Origin of the sequence: Rubrivivax sp. JA1026 (assembly GCF_011065555.1) — a bacterium.
Classification (GTDB): domain Bacteria; phylum Pseudomonadota; class Gammaproteobacteria; order Burkholderiales; family Burkholderiaceae_C; genus Rubrivivax; species Rubrivivax benzoatilyticus.
In genome coordinates this window covers 93360-113784 of record NZ_JAALCQ010000005.1, presented here as the reverse complement: position 1 = coordinate 113784, position 20425 = coordinate 93360, and the positions used below count along the sequence as shown (strand labels likewise).

Sequence of the window (20425 nt, the reverse complement as noted above, 5' to 3'; positions counted from 1 at the left end):
TGCCAGCAGCGGCCAGCGTGAACTCTCGACGGCGCCGCGGGCCGTGCGACACTTCCGCGTGCCCTGCCCCGAGCGTCCATGCTGATCAACTGCGTCGCCTACCGCCAAGGCGTCAAGCTCGCCGACATCGCGGTCGAGGCGATCAGCGAGCACCTCGCCGAACCCGGCACCCTGGTCTGGGTGGCGCTGCGCGACGCCAGCGACGACGAACTGGCCGCGATGCAGCGCGAGTTCGGCCTGCACGAGCTGGCCGTCGAGGACGCGCGCCACGGCCACCAGCGGCCGAAGATCGAGGAATACGGGGACATGCTGTTCACCGTCGTGCACCTCGTCGAGTACGGCCCCACCGACGAGCTGCAGGTCGGCGAGCTGGCGATCTTCGCCGGGCCGAACTACGTGGTCTCGGTGCGCAACCGCGGCACCCAGGGCTTCGTCGGCGTGCGCGCACGCTGCGAGCAGGCGCCGGCGCTGCTGGCACAAGGGCCGGGCTTCGTCTTCTACGCGCTGCTGGACGCGGCGGTCGACCGCTACTTCCCGCTGGTCGAGGAGCTGGAGAACCTCGTCGACGGCATCGAGACGCAGATCTTCGAGCCCGGCGCGGCGCGCCGCAGCATCGAGCAGCTCTACGACGTCAAGCGCCGACTGGCAGTGCTGCGCCACGCGGTGCTGCCGTTGATCGACCCGGTGCTGCGCCTGCACGGCGGCCGCACGCCGGCGGCCTGCGTCGGCACGCAGGAGTACTTCCGCGACGTCTCGGACCACCTCATGCGCATCAACGGCACGCTCGACGCGCTGCGCGAGACGGTGGCCACCGCCATCCAGGTCAACCTGTCGATGGTGACGATCGAGGAGAGCGAGACCACCAAGCGCCTGGCGGCCTGGGCCGGCATCTTCGCCGTGGCCACCGCCTTCGTCGGTGTCTGGGGCATGAACTTCAGGTACATGCCCGAGCTCGACTGGCGCTGGGGTTATCCGGCGGCACTCGCCGTCATCGGCAGCGTCTGTGCCCTGATGTACCGGCGCTTCAAGAAACTGGGATGGTTATGAACCAGGACAAGACCGACACCTGCCCGCGCTGTGGTGCGTCCTTCCACTGCGGCATCGCCGGCCCCGGGCCCTGCGCCTGCACCGAGGTCAAGCTCGACACCCGGCCGCTGCGCACGATGATGTCGCTGTACCCGAGCTGCCTGTGCCCGGACTGCCTGCGCGCGATCGCTGCCGGCGCGCCGGTGCAGGCGCCGGCGCGGACCTGAGTCCGCGCCGCGTTCAGTGCGCGCCCCCGGCGTCGGCCGGGGTGGCGCCCGCGGCCGTGCGCCGCGGCGAGGTCATCCAGATCAGCGCGACCAGCGCCACGAACAGCAGCCCCGACAGGTAGAACACGTCGGTCACGGCCATCGTGTAGGCCTGCTGGTCGATGAGCCGGTTCAGCGTCGCGCCGGCCTGCTCGGCGCTCTGGCCGGCGGCGGCCAGCTGCGCCAGCACCTGCTGTGTCGTCGCGTCGCGCGCGCCGCTGCTGATCGCCTCGACGAGGTGGGCATGGTGCATCGAGGCGCGGTGGTCCCACAGCGTCGTGAACAGCGAGGTGCCGACCGCGCCCGCGGTGATGCGCACGAAGTTCGACAAGCCTGAAGCCGCCGGCATCTGCTCGGGCTTCAGGCCGCTGAAGATGATGGCCTGCAGCGGCACGAAGAAGAAGGCCATCGCCGCGCCCTGCAGCACGATCGGCAGCAGGATCACGCCCGGCGTGACCTCGGTGCTGAACCACGAGCGCATCCACAGCACCAGGCCGAAGCCGAGGAAGGCGACGGTGGCCAGCTTGCGCGGGTCCATGCGGCCGACGTTCTTGCCGACCCACGGCGACAGCGCGATCGCCAGGATGCCGACCGGCGCCGTCACGATGCCGGCCCAGGTCGCCGTGTAGCCCATCCACTGCTGCAGCCACAGCGGCAGCAGCACGACGTTGCCGAAGAACACGCCGTAGGCCACCGACAGCGCCGTCGTGCCGAACAGGAAGTTGCGCCGGCCGAACAGCCGCAGGTCGACGATCGGGTGCCGGTCGGTGAGCTCCCAGGCCAGGAAGAACAGGAAACCGACCACCGCCACGACCGCCAGCACGACGATCTCCGTCGACGCGAACCAGTCCAGCTCCTTGCCCTTGTCGACCATGATCTGCATCGCGCCGACCCACAGCACCAGCAGCCCCAGGCCGATGGCGTCGACCGGCACCTTGCGCGGCCCGGGGTCGCGCGTGCGGTAGATCGACCAGGTCAGCGCCGCGGCGAACAGCCCCACCGGCACGTTGATGTAGAAGATCCAGGGCCAGGACAGGTTGTCGGTGAGCCAGCCGCCAAGCAGCGGCCCGACGACCGGCGCGACCATCGTCGTCATCGCCCACAAGGCCATCGCCATGCCGGCCTTGGCCGGCGGGTAGCTGGCCAGCAGCAGGGTCTGCGACAGCGGGATCATCGGCCCCGACACCAGCCCCTGGAAGACGCGGAAGGCGATCAGCGACTCGATGTTCGGCGCCAGGCCGCAGAGCCAGGACGCGATGACGAACAGCAGCACGCTGGCGGTGAACAGCCGCACCTGGCCGAAACGCTGCGTCAGCCAGCCGGTCAGCGGCACGGCGATCGCGTTGGCGACGCCGAACGAGGTGATGACCCAGGTGCCCTGCTGCGGGCTGACGCCCAGGTCACCCGAGATCGCCGGGATCGAGACGTTGGCGATCGAGGTGTCGAGCACCGTCATGAAGGTCGCCAGCGACAGCGCCAGCGTGCCGGCGATGCGTGCGCCGCCCTGCAGCGGCGGAAAGGCCGGCGCCCGCGGCGGTGCGGCCGGCCGCGGCGCCTGGCCTTCGTCCGGCGCGGAAGCGGTGGTGGCGCTCATCTCAGCCCTTGGCCGGGCGACCCAGGTTGCGCGCGATGATCTCGTGCACGCGGCGCTCGGCGGCCTCGCCGGCGGCGTCGAAGACCGCGGTGCGGTTGGTCGGGCGCTTCACCGCGGCGAGCACCGGCTCGCCGTTCGTGTCGGCGGTGTCGACGCTGGCCTCCATCGACAGGCCGACACGCAGCGGGTGCTCCGACAACTGCCGGGCGTCGAGCTCGATGCGCACCGGCACACGCTGCACGACCTTGATCCAGTTGCCGGTCGCGTTCTGCGCCGGCAGCAGCGCGAAGGCGGCCCCGGTGCCGGCACCGACGCCGGCGACACGGCCCTCGTACTCGACGCGGCTGCCGTAGAGGTCGGCGCTCAGCTTCACCGGCTGGCCGATGCGCATGTCGCGCAGCTGGCCTTCCTTGAAGTTGGCCTCGACCCAGACCTGCTCCAGCGGCACCACCGACATCAGCGCCGTGCCCGGCGCGACCCGCTGGCCGACCTGCACCGAGCGCCGGGCCACCTGGCCGGTGATCGGCGCCGGCAGCTCGGTGCGCTGCAACGCCAGCCAGGCCTCGCGCACCGCGGCGGCGGCACGTTCGACGTTCGGGTGCTGCTCGGGCGTCGTGCCCTCGGTCAGCGCGCGGTTCGCGGTGGCCTGCTCCTGCGCCGCAGCCAGCGCCGAGCGGGCGGCGGCCAGCGCACTGTTGGCCGAGGCCAGCGTGGTTTCGGCGTGTTTGATCTCCTCGCCACCGACGGCGCCGCTGGCCAGCAGGGGGCGGCGGCGCTCGAGGTCGTCGGCGGCACGCCGGGCCTCGGCCTCGGCACGCGCGACCTCGGCCTCGCGCAGGCGCACGTTGGCAGCGTAGGTGGCGTCGTTCGCGTAGACCGTGCGCACCTCGCGCACGGTCTGCGCGAGCTGGGCCTCGGCACGCGCCAGCGCCAGGCGGGCATCGGCGGGATCGAGCTGGACCAGCGGCTGGCCGGCCTTGACGAGGTCGGTGTCGTCGGCGAGCACGGCGAGCACGGTGCCGGCGACCTGCGGCGTGATCTGCACCACCTGGCCCTGGACGTAGGCGTTGTCGGTGCTCTCGTGGTGGCGCTGCGTCAGCAGCCACCAACCGCCGTACAGGATGGCGGCGGCCAGCGTGATGCCGGTGGCGGCCAGCAGGGCAGGCTTGCGCTTGGCCCCCGGATCGGCGGCGGCGGGAGTGGAAGTCGGTTCGCTCATGATGAGGTCGGATTCGGGGTTCAGCGGGAGGCGACGGGCGCGGGCAGCGTGTCGGCGGTGGCGGACCAGCCGCCGCCGAGCGCACGCGTCAGCGCCACTTCGCTGGCCAGGTGGCGGGCCTTAAGGTCGGTGGCGGCGCGCGACTGCGCGAGCACGTTGGTCTGGGCGTTGAGCACGGTGAGGAAGTTGCCGAGCCCGGCCTGGTAACGCTGGATCGCCAGCGCGTAGGCGGCGTCGGCGGCGGCGCCGGCCTCGGCCTGGGCACGCTGCTGGCGCTCCAGCGACTGCAGCCCGGCGACCTCGTCGGCGACCTCGCGCAGCGCGCGCAGCAGCGCGCCGTTGTAGCCCTCGACCGCGGCGTCGACCTCGGCCGCCCTGGCGCCGAGGTTGGCGCGCAGGCGGCCGCCCTCGAAGATCGGCAGCGACAGCGCCGGGCCGATGCCCAGGTTGCGCGAGCTGGCCTTCAGGAAGTCGTCCAGACCGAGGCTGGAGAAGCCGGCGAAGGCGGTCAGGCTGACGTTGGGGTAGAAGGCCGCACGGGCGACGTCGACCTCGCGCATCGCCGACTCGACACGCCAGCGCTGCGCGACGAGGTCGGCGCGACGGCCCAGCAGGTCGGCCGGCAGCCCGGCGGGCAGCGGCGTCGAACGCAGCGGCGCCAGCGCCGGCGACAGCCCGTCGAGCGCGTTCGGGCCCTGGCCGGTCAGTTCGGCCAGCGCGTGGCGGGCGCGTGCGGTCGATTCGTCGAGCGCCTCCAGATCGACACGCGACTGGGCGATCAGGCCCTCGGCCTGGCGCAGCTCGACCGTGGTGTCCAGGCCGGCGGCGATGCGCTGGCGCACCAGCGCCAGGATCTGCTCGCGCTGGGCCAGCGACTGGCGCGCGACCTCGCGGTTCTCGACCAGACGGCCGAGGTTGACGTAGCCGGCGACGACGTTGGCGGCGAGCAGCACACGCGCGGCCTGCAGTTCGGCCTCGGCGGCGCGGCGCTGGCCGAGCGCGGCGGCGATCGTCGCGCGCTGGCGGCCGAACAGGTCGAGCTCCCAGCTGGCACCGATCTGCGCGCCGTTGTTCCACTCGTACGAGCCGGCCAGCGGCGGCGGGTACGGGCCGTTTTCGGTGAAGCGCTGGCGCGTCATGTCGAGCGTGCCCTGCACCTGCGGCAGGCGGCCGGCCGAGGCGACACCGACCGCGGCGTCGGCCTGGCGCAGCCGGGCGGCGGCGACCTGCAGGCTGGGCTGGCCGGCGAGTGCACGCTCGACGAGGGTGTCGAGCGTCGTGTCGCCGAAACCGGCCCACCAGCGTTCGGCGGGCCAGGGCGTCGCGGTGCCGGTGGCGCCGGCCGCGGCGGCGGTGGACACGGTGCGGGCGGCGGGCAGCTCGCCGGGGCTGGCGCAGCCGGCGGCGACGAGCGCCGCGGCGAGTGCGGCCGCGGCGGGTTTGAAGCGGATCATGCGGCCGGTCTCCCCGGGGCGAACTGGTTGGCGTTGGCGATCAGGCGCGAGATGAGCTCGCGCAGCTGCATCCATTCGTCGCGGCTGAAGCCGGCGAACAGGTCGTTGTGGGCGTCGGCGAGCACGTGCGGGACGATGTCCGCCGCGGCCCGGCCGGCATCGGTCAGGCGCAGGTGCACGACGCGGCGGTCGGTCTCGGAGCGCACACGCTCGATCAGGCCCTTGGCCTCGAGCCGGTCGAGCATGCGCGTCACCGCGCCGGCGTCGCAGTCGAGCACACGCGCCAGCTCGTGCGCGGTCTCGGCGCGGCCGATGCTCAGCATGAACAGCGGCTTCCACTGCGCATCGGTCAGGCCGTGTTCGGCCATGCGCAGGTCGACCTCGCGCCGGATCAGCGTGCCCAGCTGCAGGATCTGGTAACCGACGCTGGTGCCGGGGTCGTAGCTGTCGCCGCTGTAGAACGACGCCTTGGCTGGTTTGGCAGTCAATCCAATGCCCTTGCAATAGTTGCTTGGGCAAAGTTTGCCACAACACGGATCAGCGCGCACGTCGGCCAGCGGCGCCGACCCTGACGCCGACCCGGGTTCGGGCGGGAAGGACGGCGCGGCCGCGCCGCGTCAGCCGAGCTCGGCCATGCCCTGGCCCATGCGCACCGGGCGGCCCGGGGCCCAGCCCGGGTCGAAGCGCAGCGGCGCCTTCGGGAACAGCAGCACGACGGTGGAGCCGAGCAGGAAACGGCCCATCTCGGCGCCGCGTTCGAGGCGGATGTCCTGGCCGTCGTAGTTCCAGCTGCGCACGACGCCCGACCGTGGCGGGTTGACGACGCCGTGCCAGGTGGTGGCCATGCTGCCGACGATGGTCGCGCCGACCAGCACCAGCACCCAGGGCCCGGCGAACGGGCCGCCGTCGAAGACGCAGACCACGCGCTCGTTGCGCGCGAACAGCCCCGGCACGCCGCGCGCCGTCAGCGGGTTCACCGAGAACAGCTCGCCCGGCACGTGCACCATGCGCAGCAGGCGGCCTTCGCAGGGCATGTGGATGCGGTGATAGTCCTTGGGGCTCAGATAGATCGTCGCGAACGTGCCGTCGGCGAAACGCTCGGCCAGTTCGGCGTCACCGCCGAGCAGCGCGGTGGCGCTGTAGTCGTGGCCCTTGGCCTGGAAGATGCGCCCCTGCTCGATCGCGCCGAACTGGCTGATCGAGCCGTCGACCGGGCACAGCAGCGGCGCGCCGGCCAGCGGCCGCGCCCCGGCCTTCAGCGGCCGGGTGAAGAACTCGTTGAAGCTGGCGTAGCTCGCCGGGTCGGGATTCGCGGCCTCGGACAGGTCGACGCCGTAGCGGCGCACGAACCAGCGGATCGCGGCCGTGGTGACGGCGCCGCCGCGCGACGCGGCGAAGGCGCCGGCCAGGCGGGTGAGCGCCTGCTTGGGCAGGACGTACTGGGGCAGGACCGCAAGCCGGTCGGACATCGGCAACCTCGGGGAACAGGAAACGGGGAAGCGGGGGAACGGGGATCAGTGGATCGGCGACACCTGGCGCATCGCCTTGACGGCACCCTCGCCCATCGCGGCGCCGAAACGTTTGGCCAGGCGCTCGGCAACGTTCTCGCGCGGCGTGTAGTCGACGACGTCCTCGGCCTTGACGACCTCGCGCGCGACGTAGTCCAGGTTGCCCATCTTGTCGGCCAGGCCCAGGCGCACCGCTTCCTCGCCGTTCCAGAACAGGCCGGAGAAGGTTTCCGGCGTCTCCTGCAGCCGCTTGCCGCGGCCCTGGCGCACGACGGCGATGAACTGCTGGTGGATCTGGTCGATCATCGCCTTGGCGTAGGCGGTCTGCTGCTCGTTCTGCGGGCTGTACGGGTCGAGCATGCCCTTGTTCTCGCCGGCGGTGAGCAGGCGGCGCTCGATGCCCAGCTTGTCCATCAGCCCGGTGAAGCCGAAGCCGTCCATCAGCACGCCGATGCTGCCGACCAGGCTGGCCTTGTCGACGTAGATCTCGTCGGCGGCCACCGCGATGTAGTACGCGCCGGAGGCGCACATCTCCTCGACGACGGCGTAGACCTTCTTCTGGTGCAGCACCTTCAGGCGGCGGATCTCGTCGTTGACGATGCCGGCCTGCACCGGGCTGCCGCCGGGCGAGTTGATGCGCAGCACCACGGCCTGCGCACCCTGGTCCTCGAAGGCGCTGCGCAGCGCCGACACCAGCAGCTCGGCGCTGGCTTCGCTGCCCGGGGCGATCTCGCCGCGCACCTCGACGAGCGCGGTGTGCGGCCGGCTCGGCGCCGTCGGCGTGAAGCGCTCGGACATCAGGCCCCAGGCGAGCGCGACGGCCAGCGCCAGCCAGATGAAACGGAAGAACAGGCGCCAGCGGCGGTCGGCGCGCTGCTGGATCATCAGCTCGCGGGCGATCTTCTCGAGGCTGGTCTCCAGGCCGGCGAGGGCGGGAGCGGGCGCAGGGGGAACTGCGCCGGACGGCTGCGCCGGCGTCGGGGTGTCGTCGGTGGGGGTCATGTCGCGCTTTCGTCGGCCGGCGGGGCCGGGCGGATCTCGCGCGAAGGATACCAAGTCACCGTGCCGTCGGCCTCGGCGACGTCCAGCGGCACGAGCCGCCCGCCGGCGCAGGGGCCGGCCACGCAGCGACCGTCCTCGGGCTCGTAGAGCGCGCCGTGCATCGCGCAGACGACGAAGCGGCCGTCGGCGTCGAGGAAACGCCCGGGCTGCCAGTCGAGCTCGGCCGGCAGATGGGCGCAGCGGTTCAGGTAGGCGACGACGCGGCCGTCGAAACGCAGCGCGAAGGCACGCGCCGGCTGGCCGCGTTCGTCGAGCACGTCCCAGACGTGGGCCTCGCCGCGTTCGGCGAGCGCGGCCGACGGGCACAGCGGCACGCCGGCAGCGCCGCTCACGCGTTCTCCAGCAGCCAGTCGTGCAGCTCGCGCGTGCTGTGCGCCACGTGCAGCGGCGCGTACTGCGCGAAGGCCTCGGGTTCGTGCGCGCCGTAGCTGACGCCCAGGCCGGGCACACGCGCGTTCTGCGCCATCAGCAGGTCGTGCGTCGTGTCGCCGATCATCAGCGTGCGCTCGGGCTCGGTGCCGAACTCGCGCATCAGTTGCTCCAGCATCAGCGGGTTGGGTTTGCTGGCCGTCTCGTCGGCGGTGCGCGTGCCGTCGAACATGGCCTTCAGGTCGGACGTGCGCAGCGCCTCGTCGAGGCCGCGGCGGCTCTTGCCGGTGGCCACGGCGATCCAGTGGTTGCGCGAGCGCAGGTCCAGCAGCATCTCCAGCGTGCCGGGGAACAGCACGACCGCGTCCTGGCGCGCGAACCAGTGGTGGCGGTAGCGGTTGGCGAGCTCGGGGTAACGCTCGGGCGGCAGGCCGGGCGCGGCGTGCTGCAGCGCGTCGGCCAGGCCCAGGCCGATGACGTAGGCGGCGTCGGTGTCGCTGGGCACCGCGGCGCCGACGTCGCGGCAGGCGTCCTGGATGCAGCGCACGATCAGCGCGGTGGAATCGAACAGGGTGCCGTCCCAGTCGAAGACGATGAGGTCGAAGCGGCGTGTGCTCATGGTGCGGCCAGCAGTGTCTCGCACTCCGGCGGCAGCGGTGCGTGCAAGGTGATGCGCTCGCCGCTGGCCGGATGGTCGAAGGCCAGCTCGACGGCGTGCAGGAACATGCGCGCGAAACGTTTCTCGCGCGCGACGGTCTTGTTCAGCGTGAAGTCGCCGTACTTCGGGTCGCCGACGATCGGGTGGCCCGAGTGCGCCAGGTGCACGCGGATCTGGTGCGTGCGCCCGGTCTTCAGGCCGATCTCCAGCAGCGAGTACGGGCCGACGGCGCGCACCGAGCGCACGACGGTGATCGAGCGCCGTGCGTCCGGCGCGTCGGCGGCAACGACCCGCACGTGGCGCTCGCCGGCGGCGTCGGTGCCCTTGTGCAGCGCCAGGTCGAGCACCTTCAGCTTCTTCGGCCAGGCGCCGACGACCAGCGCCAGATAGTTCTTGCCGGTGTCGCGGGCGCGGAACTGGTCCTGCAGCGCGGTCAGCGCGCTGCGTTTCTTGGCCAGCAGCAGCACGCCCGAGGTCTCCTTGTCGAGGCGGTGCACCAGCTCCAGGAAACGCGCGTCGGGCCGGGCGCGGCGCAGTTGCTCGATGACACCCGAGCTGACGCCGCTGCCGCCGTGCACCGCGACGCCGGCGGGTTTGGCGATCGCCAGCAGGTGCTCGTCCTCGAACAGGACCGGGAACTCGCGCGCCGGCACCGCGGCGGCGGCCGGCTTCTCGGCGATGCGCATCGGCGGAACGCGGATCTCGTCACCGGCAGCAACGCGCGTGTCGGCGCTGGCGCGGCCCTTGTTGACACGCACCTCGCCGGAGCGGATCACGCGGTAGACGTGGGTTTTCGGCACGCCCTTGAGGTGGCGCAGCAGGAAATTGTCCAGGCGCTGGCCGGCCGATTCCTCGTCGACGGTGATTCTCTGCACCGCCAGCGGCGCATCGCCGGCTTTGGCCCCTATAATCCGGCGCTCCACGTTCGTGCGGTAAGTGATTGATTTTCCGGAGTTTACCCGGCGCTTACAGAAACACGGCGGGAGCGCTGCGGCGGCCGAGGTCGCTGCAGCACAGGTGATGCAGCGCCCGGCCGCGGGTGCGCGGGCCGGCCGCCAGAGCGCGCCGGCGGCGCGTGGCGGCGGGCGAACCGAGATTCGAAGAAGAACCCGCCTCGTTTGGAGGCACCCGAAATCCCGAGGGTCGAGACCCGGAGACACTCCAGCTCGACCCCGCGTCCGACAGGACCCCAGCGCTGACGTGCCGTTCATGACAATCCTCCTCGCTATCGCCCCGAGGCCCCGGCAAGACGCCGGCGCGGCCGGCGCGATGGCGTCGCCGCGCCACATGCGGTGCGACGGAGCGTCGCCGGCCCGGGCAGCCGCCTTCGGAACGCACGCGCCAACGCTGCGCCGCTGATCCGTCGCTGTTTCTCTCAGCGCGGTTCGAACGCAGTCCAGGGCACTTCGCGCCAGTCGGTTCTTCCGCGTTTCTCCTGCATCGAACGAGGCAGCGCGTGCCGCTCGAGCGGCACGCGGAAGTCGCGTGCGTCCCGCCCCCGCGGGGCGTGCGCCGGGAGAATCGATGAAACGCATGCTGATCAACGCCACGCAGCCGGAAGAGCGGCGCCTGGCGATCGTCGACGGGCAGAAACTGCTCGACTTCGAGACCGAACTCGAAGGCCGCGAACAGCGCAAGGGCAACATCTACAAGGCGGTGATCACCCGCGTCGAACCGTCGCTCGAAGCCTGCTTCGTCGACTACGGCGAGGACCGCCACGGCTTCCTGCCGTTCAAGGAAATCTCGCGCAACTACTTCAAGGACGGCGTCGAGCTCAAGAACGCGCGCATCCAGGACGTCGTCAAGGAAGGCCAGGAGCTGCTGGTCCAGGTCGAGAAGGAAGAACGCGGCAACAAGGGCGCCGCGCTGACGACCTTCGTCAGCCTCGCCGGCCGCTACCTGGTGCTGATGCCCAACAACCCGAAGGGCGGCGGCGTCAGCCGGCGCATCGAGGGCGAGGACCGCGAGGAGCTTAAGGAGAACCTCGAGCAGCTGCAGTACCCCAAGGGCATGAGCCTGATCGCGCGCACCGCCGGCATCGGCCGCTCGGCCGCCGAGCTGCAGTGGGACCTGAACTACATGCTCAAGCTCTGGGACGCCATCGACGGCGCCTCCAAGGCCGGCAAGGGCGCCTTCCTGATCTACCAGGAGAGCTCGCTCGTCATCCGCGCGATCCGCGACTACTTCACCGCGGACATCGGCGAGATCCTGATCGACACCGACGACATCTACGATCAGGCGCAGCAGTTCATGAACCACGTGATGCCGGAGTCGGCCTCGCGTGTGAAGCGCTACCGTGACGACGCGCCGCTGTTCAGCCGCTTCCAGATCGAGCACCAGATCGAGACCGCGTTCAGCCGCACGGTGAACCTGCCTTCCGGCGGCGCGATCGTCATCGACCACACCGAGGCCCTGGTCTCGGTGGACGTGAACTCGGCGCGTTCGACGCGCGGCAGCGACATCGAGGAAACCGCGTTCCGCACCAACCTCGAGGCCGCCGACGAGATCGCGCGCCAGATGCGGCTGCGTGACCTGGGCGGGCTGATCGTCGTCGACTTCATCGACATGGAGGAGAGCAAGAACCGCCGCGAGGTCGAACAGCGCCTGCGCGACGCGCTGCGCACCGACCGCGCCCGCGTGCAGTTCAGCTCGATCAGCAAGTTCGGCCTGCTGGAGCTCTCCCGCCAGCGGCTGCGCCCGGCGCTGTCCGAGGGCAACCACATCACCTGCCCGCGCTGCAACGGCACCGGCCACATCCGCGACACCGAGAGCTCGGCGCTGCAGATCCTGCGCATGGTCCAGGAAGAGGCGATGAAGGAGAACACCGCCGCCGTGCACGTGCAGGTGCCGGTGGAAGTGACCTCCTTCCTGCTCAACGAGAAGCGCACCGAGATCACGAAGATCGAGCTCAAGCAGCGCGTCACGGTCATCCTGGTGCCGAACAAGCACCTGGAGACGCCGAACTACAAGCTCGAGCGCCTGCGCCACGACGACCCGCGCCTGGAGAACCTGCAGGCCAGCTACACGATGGTCGAGGAGCCGGACGAGGAAGTCGGCATCACGCGCCGTCGCGACGCCAACGACAAGGGCCGCAGCAAGCAGGAACCGGTGATCAAGGGCGTGCTGCCCGACCAGCCGGCACCGCCGGCGCCGGCCCCCGCGCCGGTGAAGCCGGCCGTGCCGACGCCCGCACCGCAGGCCCCGGCGCCTGCCCCGGCACCGGCGGCCCCGGCCGCGGCGCCCGCCAGCGGCGGCTTCTTCGGCTGGATCAAGCGCATGTTCACGATGCCCGAGCCGACGCCGGCCGCGGCACCGGCCGCGCCGGCTCCGGCCGCCGAGGCGTCGCCCGCGACGCCGGACAAGCGTGAAGGCGGCCGCCGCGGTGGCCGCGGCGAACGCGGCGAACGCGGCGAGCGTGGTGAACGCAGCGAACGCGGCGAACGTGGCGAGCGCAACCGCAACGGCCGCCCCGAAGGCCGCCAGGAGGCTCGCGAAGGACGTGAAGGCCGCGGCGAGAACCGCCGTGACGGCCGTCGCGATGCCCAGGACGCCGGCGCCGAGACGCGCGAGCCGCGTGCCGAACGCGGTGAACGCAGCGAGCGCGGTGAACGCGGCAACCGCGGCCCGCGTGCCGAACGCGCCCCGCGTGCCGAAGAGAGCATCGCAGCCGCCGCGCTGGTGCCGGCCACCGCCGAGGCGCTGACGCCGGCCGACGGTGCGCCGGTCGCCGAGAACGCCGAGACGCGTGAAGGCGGCCGCCGCCGCCGCCGCCGTGGCGGCCGTGGCAACGGCGAAGGCCGGATCGAGGAGACCGTGCTGGCCGACGGCAGCGCCGCGCCGGCCGACGAGGCCGCCCCGGTGGCCGCCGAAGCCGCGCCGGCCGTCGTCGACGAAGCCTCGGCGCCCGAAGGCGTGTTCCCCGAAGCCCACGAGCGCGAAGGCGAGCCCGAAGGTGAACGTGAAGGCGGCCGCCGCCGTGGTCGCGGCCGCGACCGTTATCGCCGCGAGCGCCGCGAAGGCGAGGCCGTGGCGCCCGAGGCGACCGCAGCCGACGCCGCCATCGGCGACGACGCCGTGGTGACGCCGCCGGCCCCGGCCGAAGCCGTCGCCGAGCTGCCGGAGATCCCGGTCGCCGAAGCCGTGCCGGCACCGCAGCCGCCGGCTGCGCCGCGCATCGAACCCTATGCGCTGCCGACCGAGGCGCTGAGCGCGCTGGCCGCCGACGCCGGCCTGCAGTGGGTGCAGTCCGACGCCGACAAGGTGCGCGCCGCGCAGGAGGCGATTGCCGCCGAGCCGAAGCCGGTGCACGTGCCGCGTGAACCGAAGCCGGTCGTCGTCGTCGACGAAGGCCCGCTGGTGCTCGTCGAGACGCGCAAGGACCTGTCGCAGCTGAAGCTGCCGTTCGAGCACGGCGCCTGACCCGCCGGCCTCGGACGAGGGCCGCCGGCCGTGAGGCCTGCGGCCCTCTTTCGTGGCGGGGCCGCGCCGGGCGTGCCGGCCACCGCCGTCCTCGACTTCCCGTTCTGTCCGCTTCCCCTCAGATGACCAAGATCGCCCTGATGCTCGCCCGCCTCGCGGGTGCCCTGACGCTGGTGCTCGGCGCCGCCCATGCCTTCGGCCTCGGCCCGGTGCTGCAGCTGCACATGATCGGCGGCACGGTGTTCGTGCTCGCGCTGTGGGCGCTGGTGTTCACCGGCTTCCGTGCCGCGCCCAAGCTGGCCGTGCTGGCCTTCAACTGGGGTGTGGTCGTCGTCGCCTTCGGCATCTTCCAGCTGCGGCTGGTGCCAGGCGAGTACCACTGGACGATGCAGCTGCTGCACCTGCTGCTCGGCCTGAGCGCGATGGCCCAGGCCGAGCGCCTGGGCGCGGCGATCAAGCGCCGCGAGGCCGGCACCGCCGCGGGCTGATCCGGACCGGGGCGGCACGGCACCTGCCCCGCTTCGGCGGGCGAGCCACCGCTCGACGGGGTCAGGTCTCCCGCGTGCTCGACGGGGTCAGGTCTCCCGAGACCTGACCCCGGACTTCCCCGGACTTCCCGCTTCGGCGGGCGAGCCGCTGCTCGACGGGGTCAGGTCTCGCGAGACCTGACCCCGGATTTCCGGACTTCCGGCCGCACGACGCGGCCGTCGCCGTTTCAGGGCAGCTGTTCGAGCGCCCGGCGGTAGGCCGGCGCGTGCATCAGATCGTCCCAGCCCAGCGGCAGTTGCTGCGGCAGCAGCGCCTGGCGGCGGCGTTCGGAGTCTGCCGACGGCGTCCACAGCCCGGCCGCGGCCGCCCGATCCAGCCCTTCGAGCAGCGCGTCGACCGGCGCGCCGCCGTCGACCGTCGACTGGTTGCACAGCAGCACCAGGTCGCAGCCGGCGCCCAGCGCCAGCAGCGCCGCGTCCAGCGTCGAGCCGACGCCCTTGGCGCCTTCCATGCTGAGGTCGTCGCTGAAGACGGCGCCGTCGAAGCCCAGCCGCTCGCGCAGGATCTCCTGCAGCCAGCGCCGCGAGAAACCCGCCGGCAGCGCGTCGACCTTGGGGTAGACCACGTGCGCCGGCATCACCGCCTGCAGGCTGCCGGCCAGCCAGTCGTAAGGCTGGGCGTCGTCGGCCAGGATGGCTTTCAGCGAACGCCGGTCCACCGGCAGCGCCAGGTGCGAGTCGGCCTTGACGAAACCGTGGCCGGGGAAGTGTTTGCCGCAGGACGCCATGCCGGCCTGCAGCAGGCCGTGCATCAGGCTCTTGGCCAGCAGCGCCGCGACCCGCGCGTCGCGGTGGAAGGCGCGGTCGCCGATGACCTGGCTGGGGCCGTGGTCCAGGTCGAGCACCGGCGTGAAGCTGAAGTCGACGCCGCAGGCGCGCAGCTCGCTGGCCAGCACGTAGCCGGCAGCGGTGGCCGCCGCGGTGGCGCGCATCGCATCCTGCATCCACAGCTCGCCGAAGGCGCGCATCGGCGGCAGGTGGGTGAAGCCGTCGCTGCGGAAGCGCTGCACGCGCCCGCCTTCGTGGTCGACGCAGATCAGCAGGTCCTCGCGCAGCGACTTGATCTCGGCGGTCAGCTCGACGAGCTGGCGCCGGTCGGCCCAGTTGCGCGCGAAGAGGATCAGGCCGCCGGCCAGCGGGTGGCGGATGCGGCGGCGGTCGTCGTCGTTGAGCGTGGTGCCGGCGATGTCCAGCACGACGGGAGCATGAAGGCTCACGGAAGCTCCTCGGGTTCGGTGGGGGCCGCGGCGCGCTCGACGACGACGAAGGACGCGGCGTAGTCGCTCTCGTCGGTGACGGTGACGTGGGCGACCAGGCCGCGCGCGGCGAACCACGCGGCCAGTTCACCGGACAGCCGCACGAAAGGCTTGCCGCTGGGTTCGTTGAGGATCTGGCAGGCACGCCAGGTCATCGGCATGCGGATGCCCAGGCCGACGGCCTTGGAGAAGGCCTCCTTGGCCGAGAAGCGCGTCGCCAGGAAGGCGATGCCGCGCACCTCGGCACGCGCGCGCCGGGCGCGGAAGATGCGCAGCTCGTCGTCGCCCAGCACCTTCTCGGCGAAACGCTCGCCGCGGCGCGCCAGCGTCGCCTCGATGCGGCGGATGTCGCAGATGTCGGTGCCGATGCCGTAGATCACGCCGGCACGCCGTGGCTCGCCGAGCGGATCGCGCGCTGGTAGGCCCGCACCGTCTCCGGCAGGCCCAGCTCCAGCGCGTCGGCGATCAGCGCGTGGCCGATCGACACCTCCTGCACGCCCGGCACGGCGCGCAGGAAGTCGGGCAGGTTGTCGCAGTTCAGGTCGTGGCCGGCGTTGAGCTGCAGCCCGGCGGCCAGCGCCGCACGGCCGGCGGCGGCGAAACGCTCGAGAACCTCGGCCTGCCGGGGCGTGCCCCAGGCGGCGGCGTAGGGCTCGGTGTAGAGCTCGACGCGGTCGGCACCGATCTCGCGCGCGATGGCCATGACCTCGGGGATCGGGTCCATGAACAGGCTCACGCGCACGCCGAACGAGTGCGCCTCGGCGATCACCGGGCGCAGGCGCTCGGCGTCCTCGGGCAGGTTCCAGCCGTGGTCGGAGGTGAACTGGGCCTCGCTGTCGGGCACGAAGGTCACCTGCTGCGGGCGCAGCTCGCGCACGTAGGCCATCAGGTTGTGGAACGGGTTGCCCTCGATGTTGTATTCGGCCTGCGGCCAGTCGCGCAGCAGCGCGGCCAGGTCGTGCACGTCATGGCCGCGGATGTGGCGCTCGTCGGGGCGCGGGTGCACGGTGATGCCGTCGGCACCGGCCTGCAGGCACAGCGTCGCGGCGCGCACCACGCTCGGGATGCCGAGGTGGCGGGTGTTGCGCAGCAGCGCGACCTTGTTGACGTTGACCGAGAGCTTGGTCAGGCCGCCGGCGGCGGCCTCGGGAGCGACGAGAGGATTCATCGGGAAGCGGTGTCGACGAGCTTCTGCACGTCCTGGAAGACCTGGCGCGAGCGCAGCCGGGCATGGCCGAGATGATAGTGAAGCACCCCGCGCAGCGCGGCGCGCAGCGGGGTGCTCACCGGGGCACAGGCGGCGCGCAGCGCGCCGCCATGGTGGGCGAGCAGGGCGGCCTCGAGGCGCACCCAGTCGGCACCCGGCAGGCCGTCGGCGTCGGCGACGAGGCCGGCCTCGGGGTGCAGGGCGTAGCGGCGCGCGGCCGCCAGCGGCGCGAGCGTCAGCGTCTCGCTGCCCAGCTCGGGCAGCAGACCGGTCTCGCGCAGCAGCACGAGCTCGAAGGCGCGCAGCGCCGAGGCCTCGTCGGCGGCCAGCGCGGCCAGCGTCTCGGCGTAGGCGTCGAAGAGCTGCGGGTACGCGTCCTGGCGCGCCAGCAGCTTCATCAGCAGCTCGTTGCAGTAGAAGGCCGAGAACATTGCCGCGGCCGGCACCGGCGGCACGCCGCCGCCCCACTCGGCGGTGCGCAGCGTGTGGATCTCGGCGGCCTCGTCGGCCGGCGTGCGGCCGAGTTGCACGGCGATGCGCTGGAACGGCAGCAGCACCGGGCGCAGCTGCGAGGTCGGGCGCTTGGCGCCCTTGGCGGCGACGACGACGCGGCCACGCTCGCGCGTGAACAGCTCGACGATCAGGCTGGTCTCGCTCCAGTCCCAGCTGTGCAGCACGTAGGCCGCGAGCGGCGCGGCCGCCGCCCGGCTCATCGGCGCGCCTCCCGGCTCACGTCACTCGTAGCCGTAGCTGCGCAGGTGCGCCTCGTCGTCGGCCCAGCCCGAACGCACCTTGACCCAGAGCTCGAGGAAGACCTTGGCGTCGAGCAGGCGCTCGAGCTCCTGGCGCGACTCGGTGCCGATGCGCTTCAGGCGCTCGCCACCCTCGCCGATGACCATGCCCTTGTGCGCGTCGCGCTCGACGACGATGGTCGCGGCGATGCGGCGCAGGTTGCCCTCTTCCTCGAACTTCTCGATGACCACCGTCGACGAGTACGGCAGCTCGTCGCCGGTCAGGCGGAACAGCTTCTCGCGCACGATCTCGCTGGCCAGGAAACGGTCGCTGCGGTCGGTCAGCGCGTCTTCCTCGTAGAACCAGGGCTGCTCGGGCAGGTGCGGCTCGACGATGGCGAACAGGCGCTCGACGTCGGCCGCGGTGGTGGCCGACATCGGCACGTACTCGGCGAAGGCGTGGCGCTCCTGCATGCTCTTCAGCCAGGGCAGGATGTCGGTGCGGCGGCGCACGGCGTCGAGCTTGTTGGCGACCAGGATCACCGGCTTGTCCGGCGGCAGCAGCGCCAGCACCTTGGCGTCGTCGAGGCCGAAGCGCCCGGCCTCGACCATGAACAGCACCGCGTCGACGTCGGCCACCGAGGCGGTGACGGTGCGGTTGAGCGTCTTGTTCATCGCGCCGCTGTGGCGCTTCAGGTGCGTGGTCTGGAAGCCCGGCGTGTCGACGAAGACGAACTGCGTCGCGCCGACCGTGCGGATGCCGGTGATGCGGTGGCGCGTGGTCTGCGCCTTGCGCGAGGTGATGCTGATCTTCTGGCCGACGAGCGCGTTCAGCAGCGTCGACTTGCCGACGTTGGGCCGGCCGACGATGGCGATCAGGCCGCAGCGCTGGCCCTCGACGGCAGCCGGCGCGGACGGGATCGGGGGCAGTTCGTAAGCCTGGGACGACGGATCGTCCGGCGCTTCGTCGCCCGGGGGGGGTGTGGTGTTCATCGCGTGGGCGGGCGCTTCAGGAGCGCAAAGGACCGCCGGGTTTGTCGTCGGCCTTGAGACCTTCGAGCAGGCGGCGCGCGGCCTCCTGCTCGGCGGTGCGGCGGGAGCGGCCTTCGCCGCGTTCGGCGAGGCCCAGCGTGGCGACGGCGCACTCGACCTCGAAGGTCTGGGCGTGCTTCTCGCCGCGCGTGGCGACGATGCGGTAGGCCGGCACCGGCAGGCGCCGCGCCTGCAGCCATTCCTGCAGCTCGGTCTTGGCGTCCTTGCTCCAGGCGTCGGCCTCGGTGGCGGCGATGACCTCGCCGAAGAGGCGGCGCACGGTGGCCAGCGCCGGATCGAAGCCGCCATCGAGGAAGATCGCGCCGATCAGCGCCTCGACGGCGTCGGCGAGGATCGACGGCCGCTGGGCGCCGCCGCCGCGCATCTCGCCTTCGGACATGCGCAGCACCTCGGACAGGCCGAGCGTCAGCGCGACGCGGTGCAGGCTGTCCTCGCGCACGAGGTGGGCGCGCACGCGCGTCAGGTCGCCTTCGTCGCTGCCGGAGAAACGTTCGTACAGCAGCGCCGAGACGGCGCAGTTGAGCACCGAGTCGCCGAGGAACTCGAGGCGCTCGTTGTGCTCCGCGCCCCAGCTGCGGTGCGTCAGCGCGCGCGTCATCAGCGCGGTCCGCGTGAAGCGGTGACCGAGGCGCTGCTGAAGGGCGTCGTGACGGGCGTCCATCAAGGTGCCTTGGCCCGGCCCTCGTACTTGATCAGCAGGTACACGGGGCCCATCAGCGGCACTTCCTTGTCGTACGCGAAGGCGATGACGACCTTGTCGTTCTCCTTCGTGATCTCGAGGTCCTTGCTGTCGATCGAGGTGATCGAGTACTCGACTTCCTTCTGGCGGTCGAACGCGGTGCGGGCGTCGCTGACCGTGGCGGGCTGGCCGGCGGCGACCTTCTCGATGGCACGCTTGATCGTCAGGTACTCGTTGACCGTCGGCACCGCGCGCACCAGCACGTAGCCGGTGAAGCCGATGGTCAAGGCCCAGAACAGCAGCCCGAACAAGGTGATGCCGCGTTGGCTGGCGCGCGGCGCGCGCGGGACCGGAGTCATGTTCGCCTCTCGTTGTACGCCGTGTCGAGGGCCGGGCCGCTCAGTGGAAGGCTCCGATGCGGCCCAGGTCGCCCAGGTTCATCCAGACGAAGAATGCCTTGCCGACGATGTTCTCGTCCGGAACGAATCCCCAGAAGCGCGAATCCTGCGAGTCGTCGCGGTTGTCGCCCATCGCGAAATAGTGTCCCGGCGGCACCTTGCAGGTCACGCCTTCGGCCGTGTACTGGCAATTCTCGTGCATCGGGAACGACTTGGGCTCCGGGCCGTAGAAGGCCGGGCGCTTGGGGTCGACGAGGATGCGGTGCTCCACCGCGCCGAGCTTCTCCGAGAACATCGGCGCGTAGAGCAGACGGTCCTCGTTGTAGAACTCGCCCAGCGGCGTCACCGGCACCGGCTGGCCGTTGACGTAGAGCTTCTGGTCGGCGTAGCGGATCTCGTCGCCGGGCACGCCGACGATGCGCTTGATGTAGTCGACACGCGGGTCCACCGGGTAGCGGAAGACGACGACGTCGCCGCGCTCGGGGTCGTGGTTGGCGATGATCTTCTTGTTGATCACCGGCAGCCGGATGCCGTAGTGGTACTTGTTGACGAGGATGAGGTCGCCGACGAGCAGCGTCGGGATCATCGAGCCCGACGGGATCTTGAACGGCTCGAACATGAACGAGCGCAGCAGGAAGATCACGACGATCACCGGGAACAGCCCGGCGGTCCAGTCCAGCCACCAGGGCTGCTCGAGGATCTTCTCCTTGGCCGCGCCGACGTCGCCGTCGACCTTGGCGATGCCCTGGCGCGCGAGGTCCTCGCGGCGCGCCGCGTCCTGGCGCTCCAGCTCCGCGGCGGCGGCTTCGCGCGCCGGGCGGAAGTGGAAGCGCTCGGCCAGCCAGTAGCAGAGGGTGACGGCGCTGAGGAGGAACAGCAGCAGCGAGAAGTTGCCCGTCCACTGCCCGAGGAACCAGCCGCCCAGATAGACGACCAGGGCGCCGTACAGGACGGCGGTCAGAGTGCTCATCAAGGTGT

General features: G+C 71.7%; 21 protein-coding genes. 4 read left to right on the top strand and 17 right to left on the bottom strand.

The annotated features are described in order from the left end of the window. Nucleotides 1-78: 78 nt before the first annotated feature. Together G5B56_RS10475 and G5B56_RS10470 are read left to right on the top strand one after the other, a co-directional pair. The gene (locus tag G5B56_RS10475) at nucleotides 79-1047 is read left to right on the top strand and encodes a magnesium and cobalt transport protein CorA (protein WP_009856803.1); all 969 of its coding nucleotides are present in this window, start codon (nucleotides 79-81) and stop codon (nucleotides 1045-1047) included. Further along, nucleotides 1044-1253, top strand: coding sequence for a cysteine-rich CWC family protein (locus G5B56_RS10470; RefSeq protein WP_009856804.1), 210 nt, complete (start codon nucleotides 1044-1046; stop codon nucleotides 1251-1253). The genes G5B56_RS10475 and G5B56_RS10470 overlap by 4 nt, the downstream gene beginning before the upstream one ends. Nucleotides 1254-1266: 13 nt before the next feature. Here the strand turns inward: G5B56_RS10470 and G5B56_RS10465 are convergent, their stop codons facing one another. From G5B56_RS10465 to G5B56_RS10425, 9 genes are all read right to left on the bottom strand, one after another. Continuing rightward, nucleotides 1267-2886, bottom strand: coding sequence for a DHA2 family efflux MFS transporter permease subunit (locus tag G5B56_RS10465; RefSeq protein WP_164963154.1), 1620 nt, complete (start codon nucleotides 2884-2886; stop codon nucleotides 1267-1269). 1 nt (nucleotide 2887) lies between these two features. Continuing rightward, the gene (locus G5B56_RS10460) at nucleotides 2888-4105 is read right to left on the bottom strand and encodes an HlyD family efflux transporter periplasmic adaptor subunit (RefSeq protein ID WP_009856806.1); all 1218 of its coding nucleotides are present in this window, start codon (nucleotides 4103-4105) and stop codon (nucleotides 2888-2890) included. 20 nt (nucleotides 4106-4125) lie between these two features. Beyond that, on the bottom strand, nucleotides 4126-5559 hold the full coding sequence (locus tag G5B56_RS10455; protein WP_164963153.1) for an efflux transporter outer membrane subunit: 1434 nt from the start codon (nucleotides 5557-5559) through the stop codon (nucleotides 4126-4128). Next, nucleotides 5556-6047, bottom strand: a complete 492-nt coding sequence (locus G5B56_RS10450; protein ID WP_009856808.1) for a MarR family winged helix-turn-helix transcriptional regulator — start codon at nucleotides 6045-6047, stop codon at nucleotides 5556-5558. The genes G5B56_RS10455 and G5B56_RS10450 overlap by 4 nt, the downstream gene beginning before the upstream one ends. 129 nt (nucleotides 6048-6176) lie before the next feature. Then, nucleotides 6177-7028, bottom strand: coding sequence for an archaetidylserine decarboxylase (gene asd / locus G5B56_RS10445; protein WP_164963152.1), 852 nt, complete (start codon nucleotides 7026-7028; stop codon nucleotides 6177-6179). A gap of 45 nt (nucleotides 7029-7073) precedes the next feature. Then, nucleotides 7074-8069 carry a S49 family peptidase gene (locus G5B56_RS10440; RefSeq protein WP_164963151.1) on the bottom strand — a complete coding sequence of 332 codons (996 nt, stop codon included), beginning with the start codon at nucleotides 8067-8069 and terminating at the stop codon, nucleotides 7074-7076. Further along, on the bottom strand, nucleotides 8066-8461 hold the full coding sequence (locus G5B56_RS10435; RefSeq protein ID WP_164963150.1) for a Rieske 2Fe-2S domain-containing protein: 396 nt from the start codon (nucleotides 8459-8461) through the stop codon (nucleotides 8066-8068). The genes G5B56_RS10440 and G5B56_RS10435 overlap by 4 nt, the downstream gene beginning before the upstream one ends. Beyond that, the gene (locus G5B56_RS10430; RefSeq protein ID WP_009856812.1) at nucleotides 8458-9117 is read right to left on the bottom strand and encodes an HAD family hydrolase; all 660 of its coding nucleotides are present in this window, start codon (nucleotides 9115-9117) and stop codon (nucleotides 8458-8460) included. Before G5B56_RS10430 ends, G5B56_RS10435 begins: the two co-directional genes overlap by 4 nt. Beyond that, nucleotides 9114-10031, bottom strand: a complete 918-nt coding sequence (locus G5B56_RS10425; protein WP_164963149.1) for an RluA family pseudouridine synthase — start codon at nucleotides 10029-10031, stop codon at nucleotides 9114-9116. Before G5B56_RS10425 ends, G5B56_RS10430 begins: the two co-directional genes overlap by 4 nt. A gap of 649 nt (nucleotides 10032-10680) precedes the next feature. Between G5B56_RS10425 and G5B56_RS10420 the strand changes: the two genes are divergently transcribed. Together G5B56_RS10420 and G5B56_RS10415 are read left to right on the top strand one after the other, a co-directional pair. Next, the gene (locus G5B56_RS10420) at nucleotides 10681-13575 is read left to right on the top strand and encodes an Rne/Rng family ribonuclease (RefSeq protein ID WP_164963148.1); all 2895 of its coding nucleotides are present in this window, start codon (nucleotides 10681-10683) and stop codon (nucleotides 13573-13575) included. A gap of 122 nt (nucleotides 13576-13697) precedes the next feature. After that, nucleotides 13698-14063, top strand: a complete 366-nt coding sequence (locus G5B56_RS10415) for a hypothetical protein (RefSeq protein ID WP_009856429.1) — start codon at nucleotides 13698-13700, stop codon at nucleotides 14061-14063. Between the two features lie 227 nt (nucleotides 14064-14290). Here G5B56_RS10415 and nagZ read toward each other — a convergent pair whose 3' ends face one another. From nagZ to lepB, 8 genes are read right to left on the bottom strand one after another with little or no spacing between them, the layout of a single operon-like run. Next, entirely contained in the window at nucleotides 14291-15340 is a 1050-nt protein-coding gene (gene nagZ, locus G5B56_RS10410; RefSeq protein WP_164963147.1) for a beta-N-acetylhexosaminidase, read from the bottom strand. Continuing rightward, the gene (acpS, locus tag G5B56_RS10405; protein ID WP_009856431.1) at nucleotides 15337-15759 is read right to left on the bottom strand and encodes a holo-ACP synthase; all 423 of its coding nucleotides are present in this window, start codon (nucleotides 15757-15759) and stop codon (nucleotides 15337-15339) included. The genes nagZ and acpS overlap by 4 nt, the downstream gene beginning before the upstream one ends. Then, nucleotides 15756-16547 carry a pyridoxine 5'-phosphate synthase gene (locus tag G5B56_RS10400; RefSeq protein ID WP_164963146.1) on the bottom strand — a complete coding sequence of 264 codons (792 nt, stop codon included), beginning with the start codon at nucleotides 16545-16547 and terminating at the stop codon, nucleotides 15756-15758. The genes acpS and G5B56_RS10400 overlap by 4 nt, the downstream gene beginning before the upstream one ends. Beyond that, nucleotides 16544-17299 (bottom strand): DNA repair protein RecO, encoded by a 756-nt coding sequence (gene recO / locus G5B56_RS10395; protein ID WP_009856433.1) that lies wholly within the window; start codon nucleotides 17297-17299, stop codon nucleotides 16544-16546. The genes G5B56_RS10400 and recO overlap by 4 nt, the downstream gene beginning before the upstream one ends. A gap of 21 nt (nucleotides 17300-17320) precedes the next feature. Next, nucleotides 17321-18310, bottom strand: coding sequence for a GTPase Era (gene era / locus G5B56_RS10390; protein WP_164963145.1), 990 nt, complete (start codon nucleotides 18308-18310; stop codon nucleotides 17321-17323). 16 nt (nucleotides 18311-18326) lie between these two features. After that, complete coding sequence (gene rnc / locus G5B56_RS10385) at nucleotides 18327-19031, bottom strand: ribonuclease III (RefSeq protein ID WP_029718508.1); 705 nt, start codon at nucleotides 19029-19031, stop codon at nucleotides 18327-18329. Further along, on the bottom strand, nucleotides 19031-19408 hold the full coding sequence (locus G5B56_RS10380; protein WP_009856436.1) for a DUF4845 domain-containing protein: 378 nt from the start codon (nucleotides 19406-19408) through the stop codon (nucleotides 19031-19033). The genes rnc and G5B56_RS10380 overlap by 1 nt, the downstream gene beginning before the upstream one ends. A gap of 40 nt (nucleotides 19409-19448) precedes the next feature. Beyond that, nucleotides 19449-20417, bottom strand: a complete 969-nt coding sequence (gene lepB / locus G5B56_RS10375; protein WP_164963144.1) for a signal peptidase I — start codon at nucleotides 20415-20417, stop codon at nucleotides 19449-19451. Nucleotides 20418-20425: the final 8 nt, after the last annotated feature.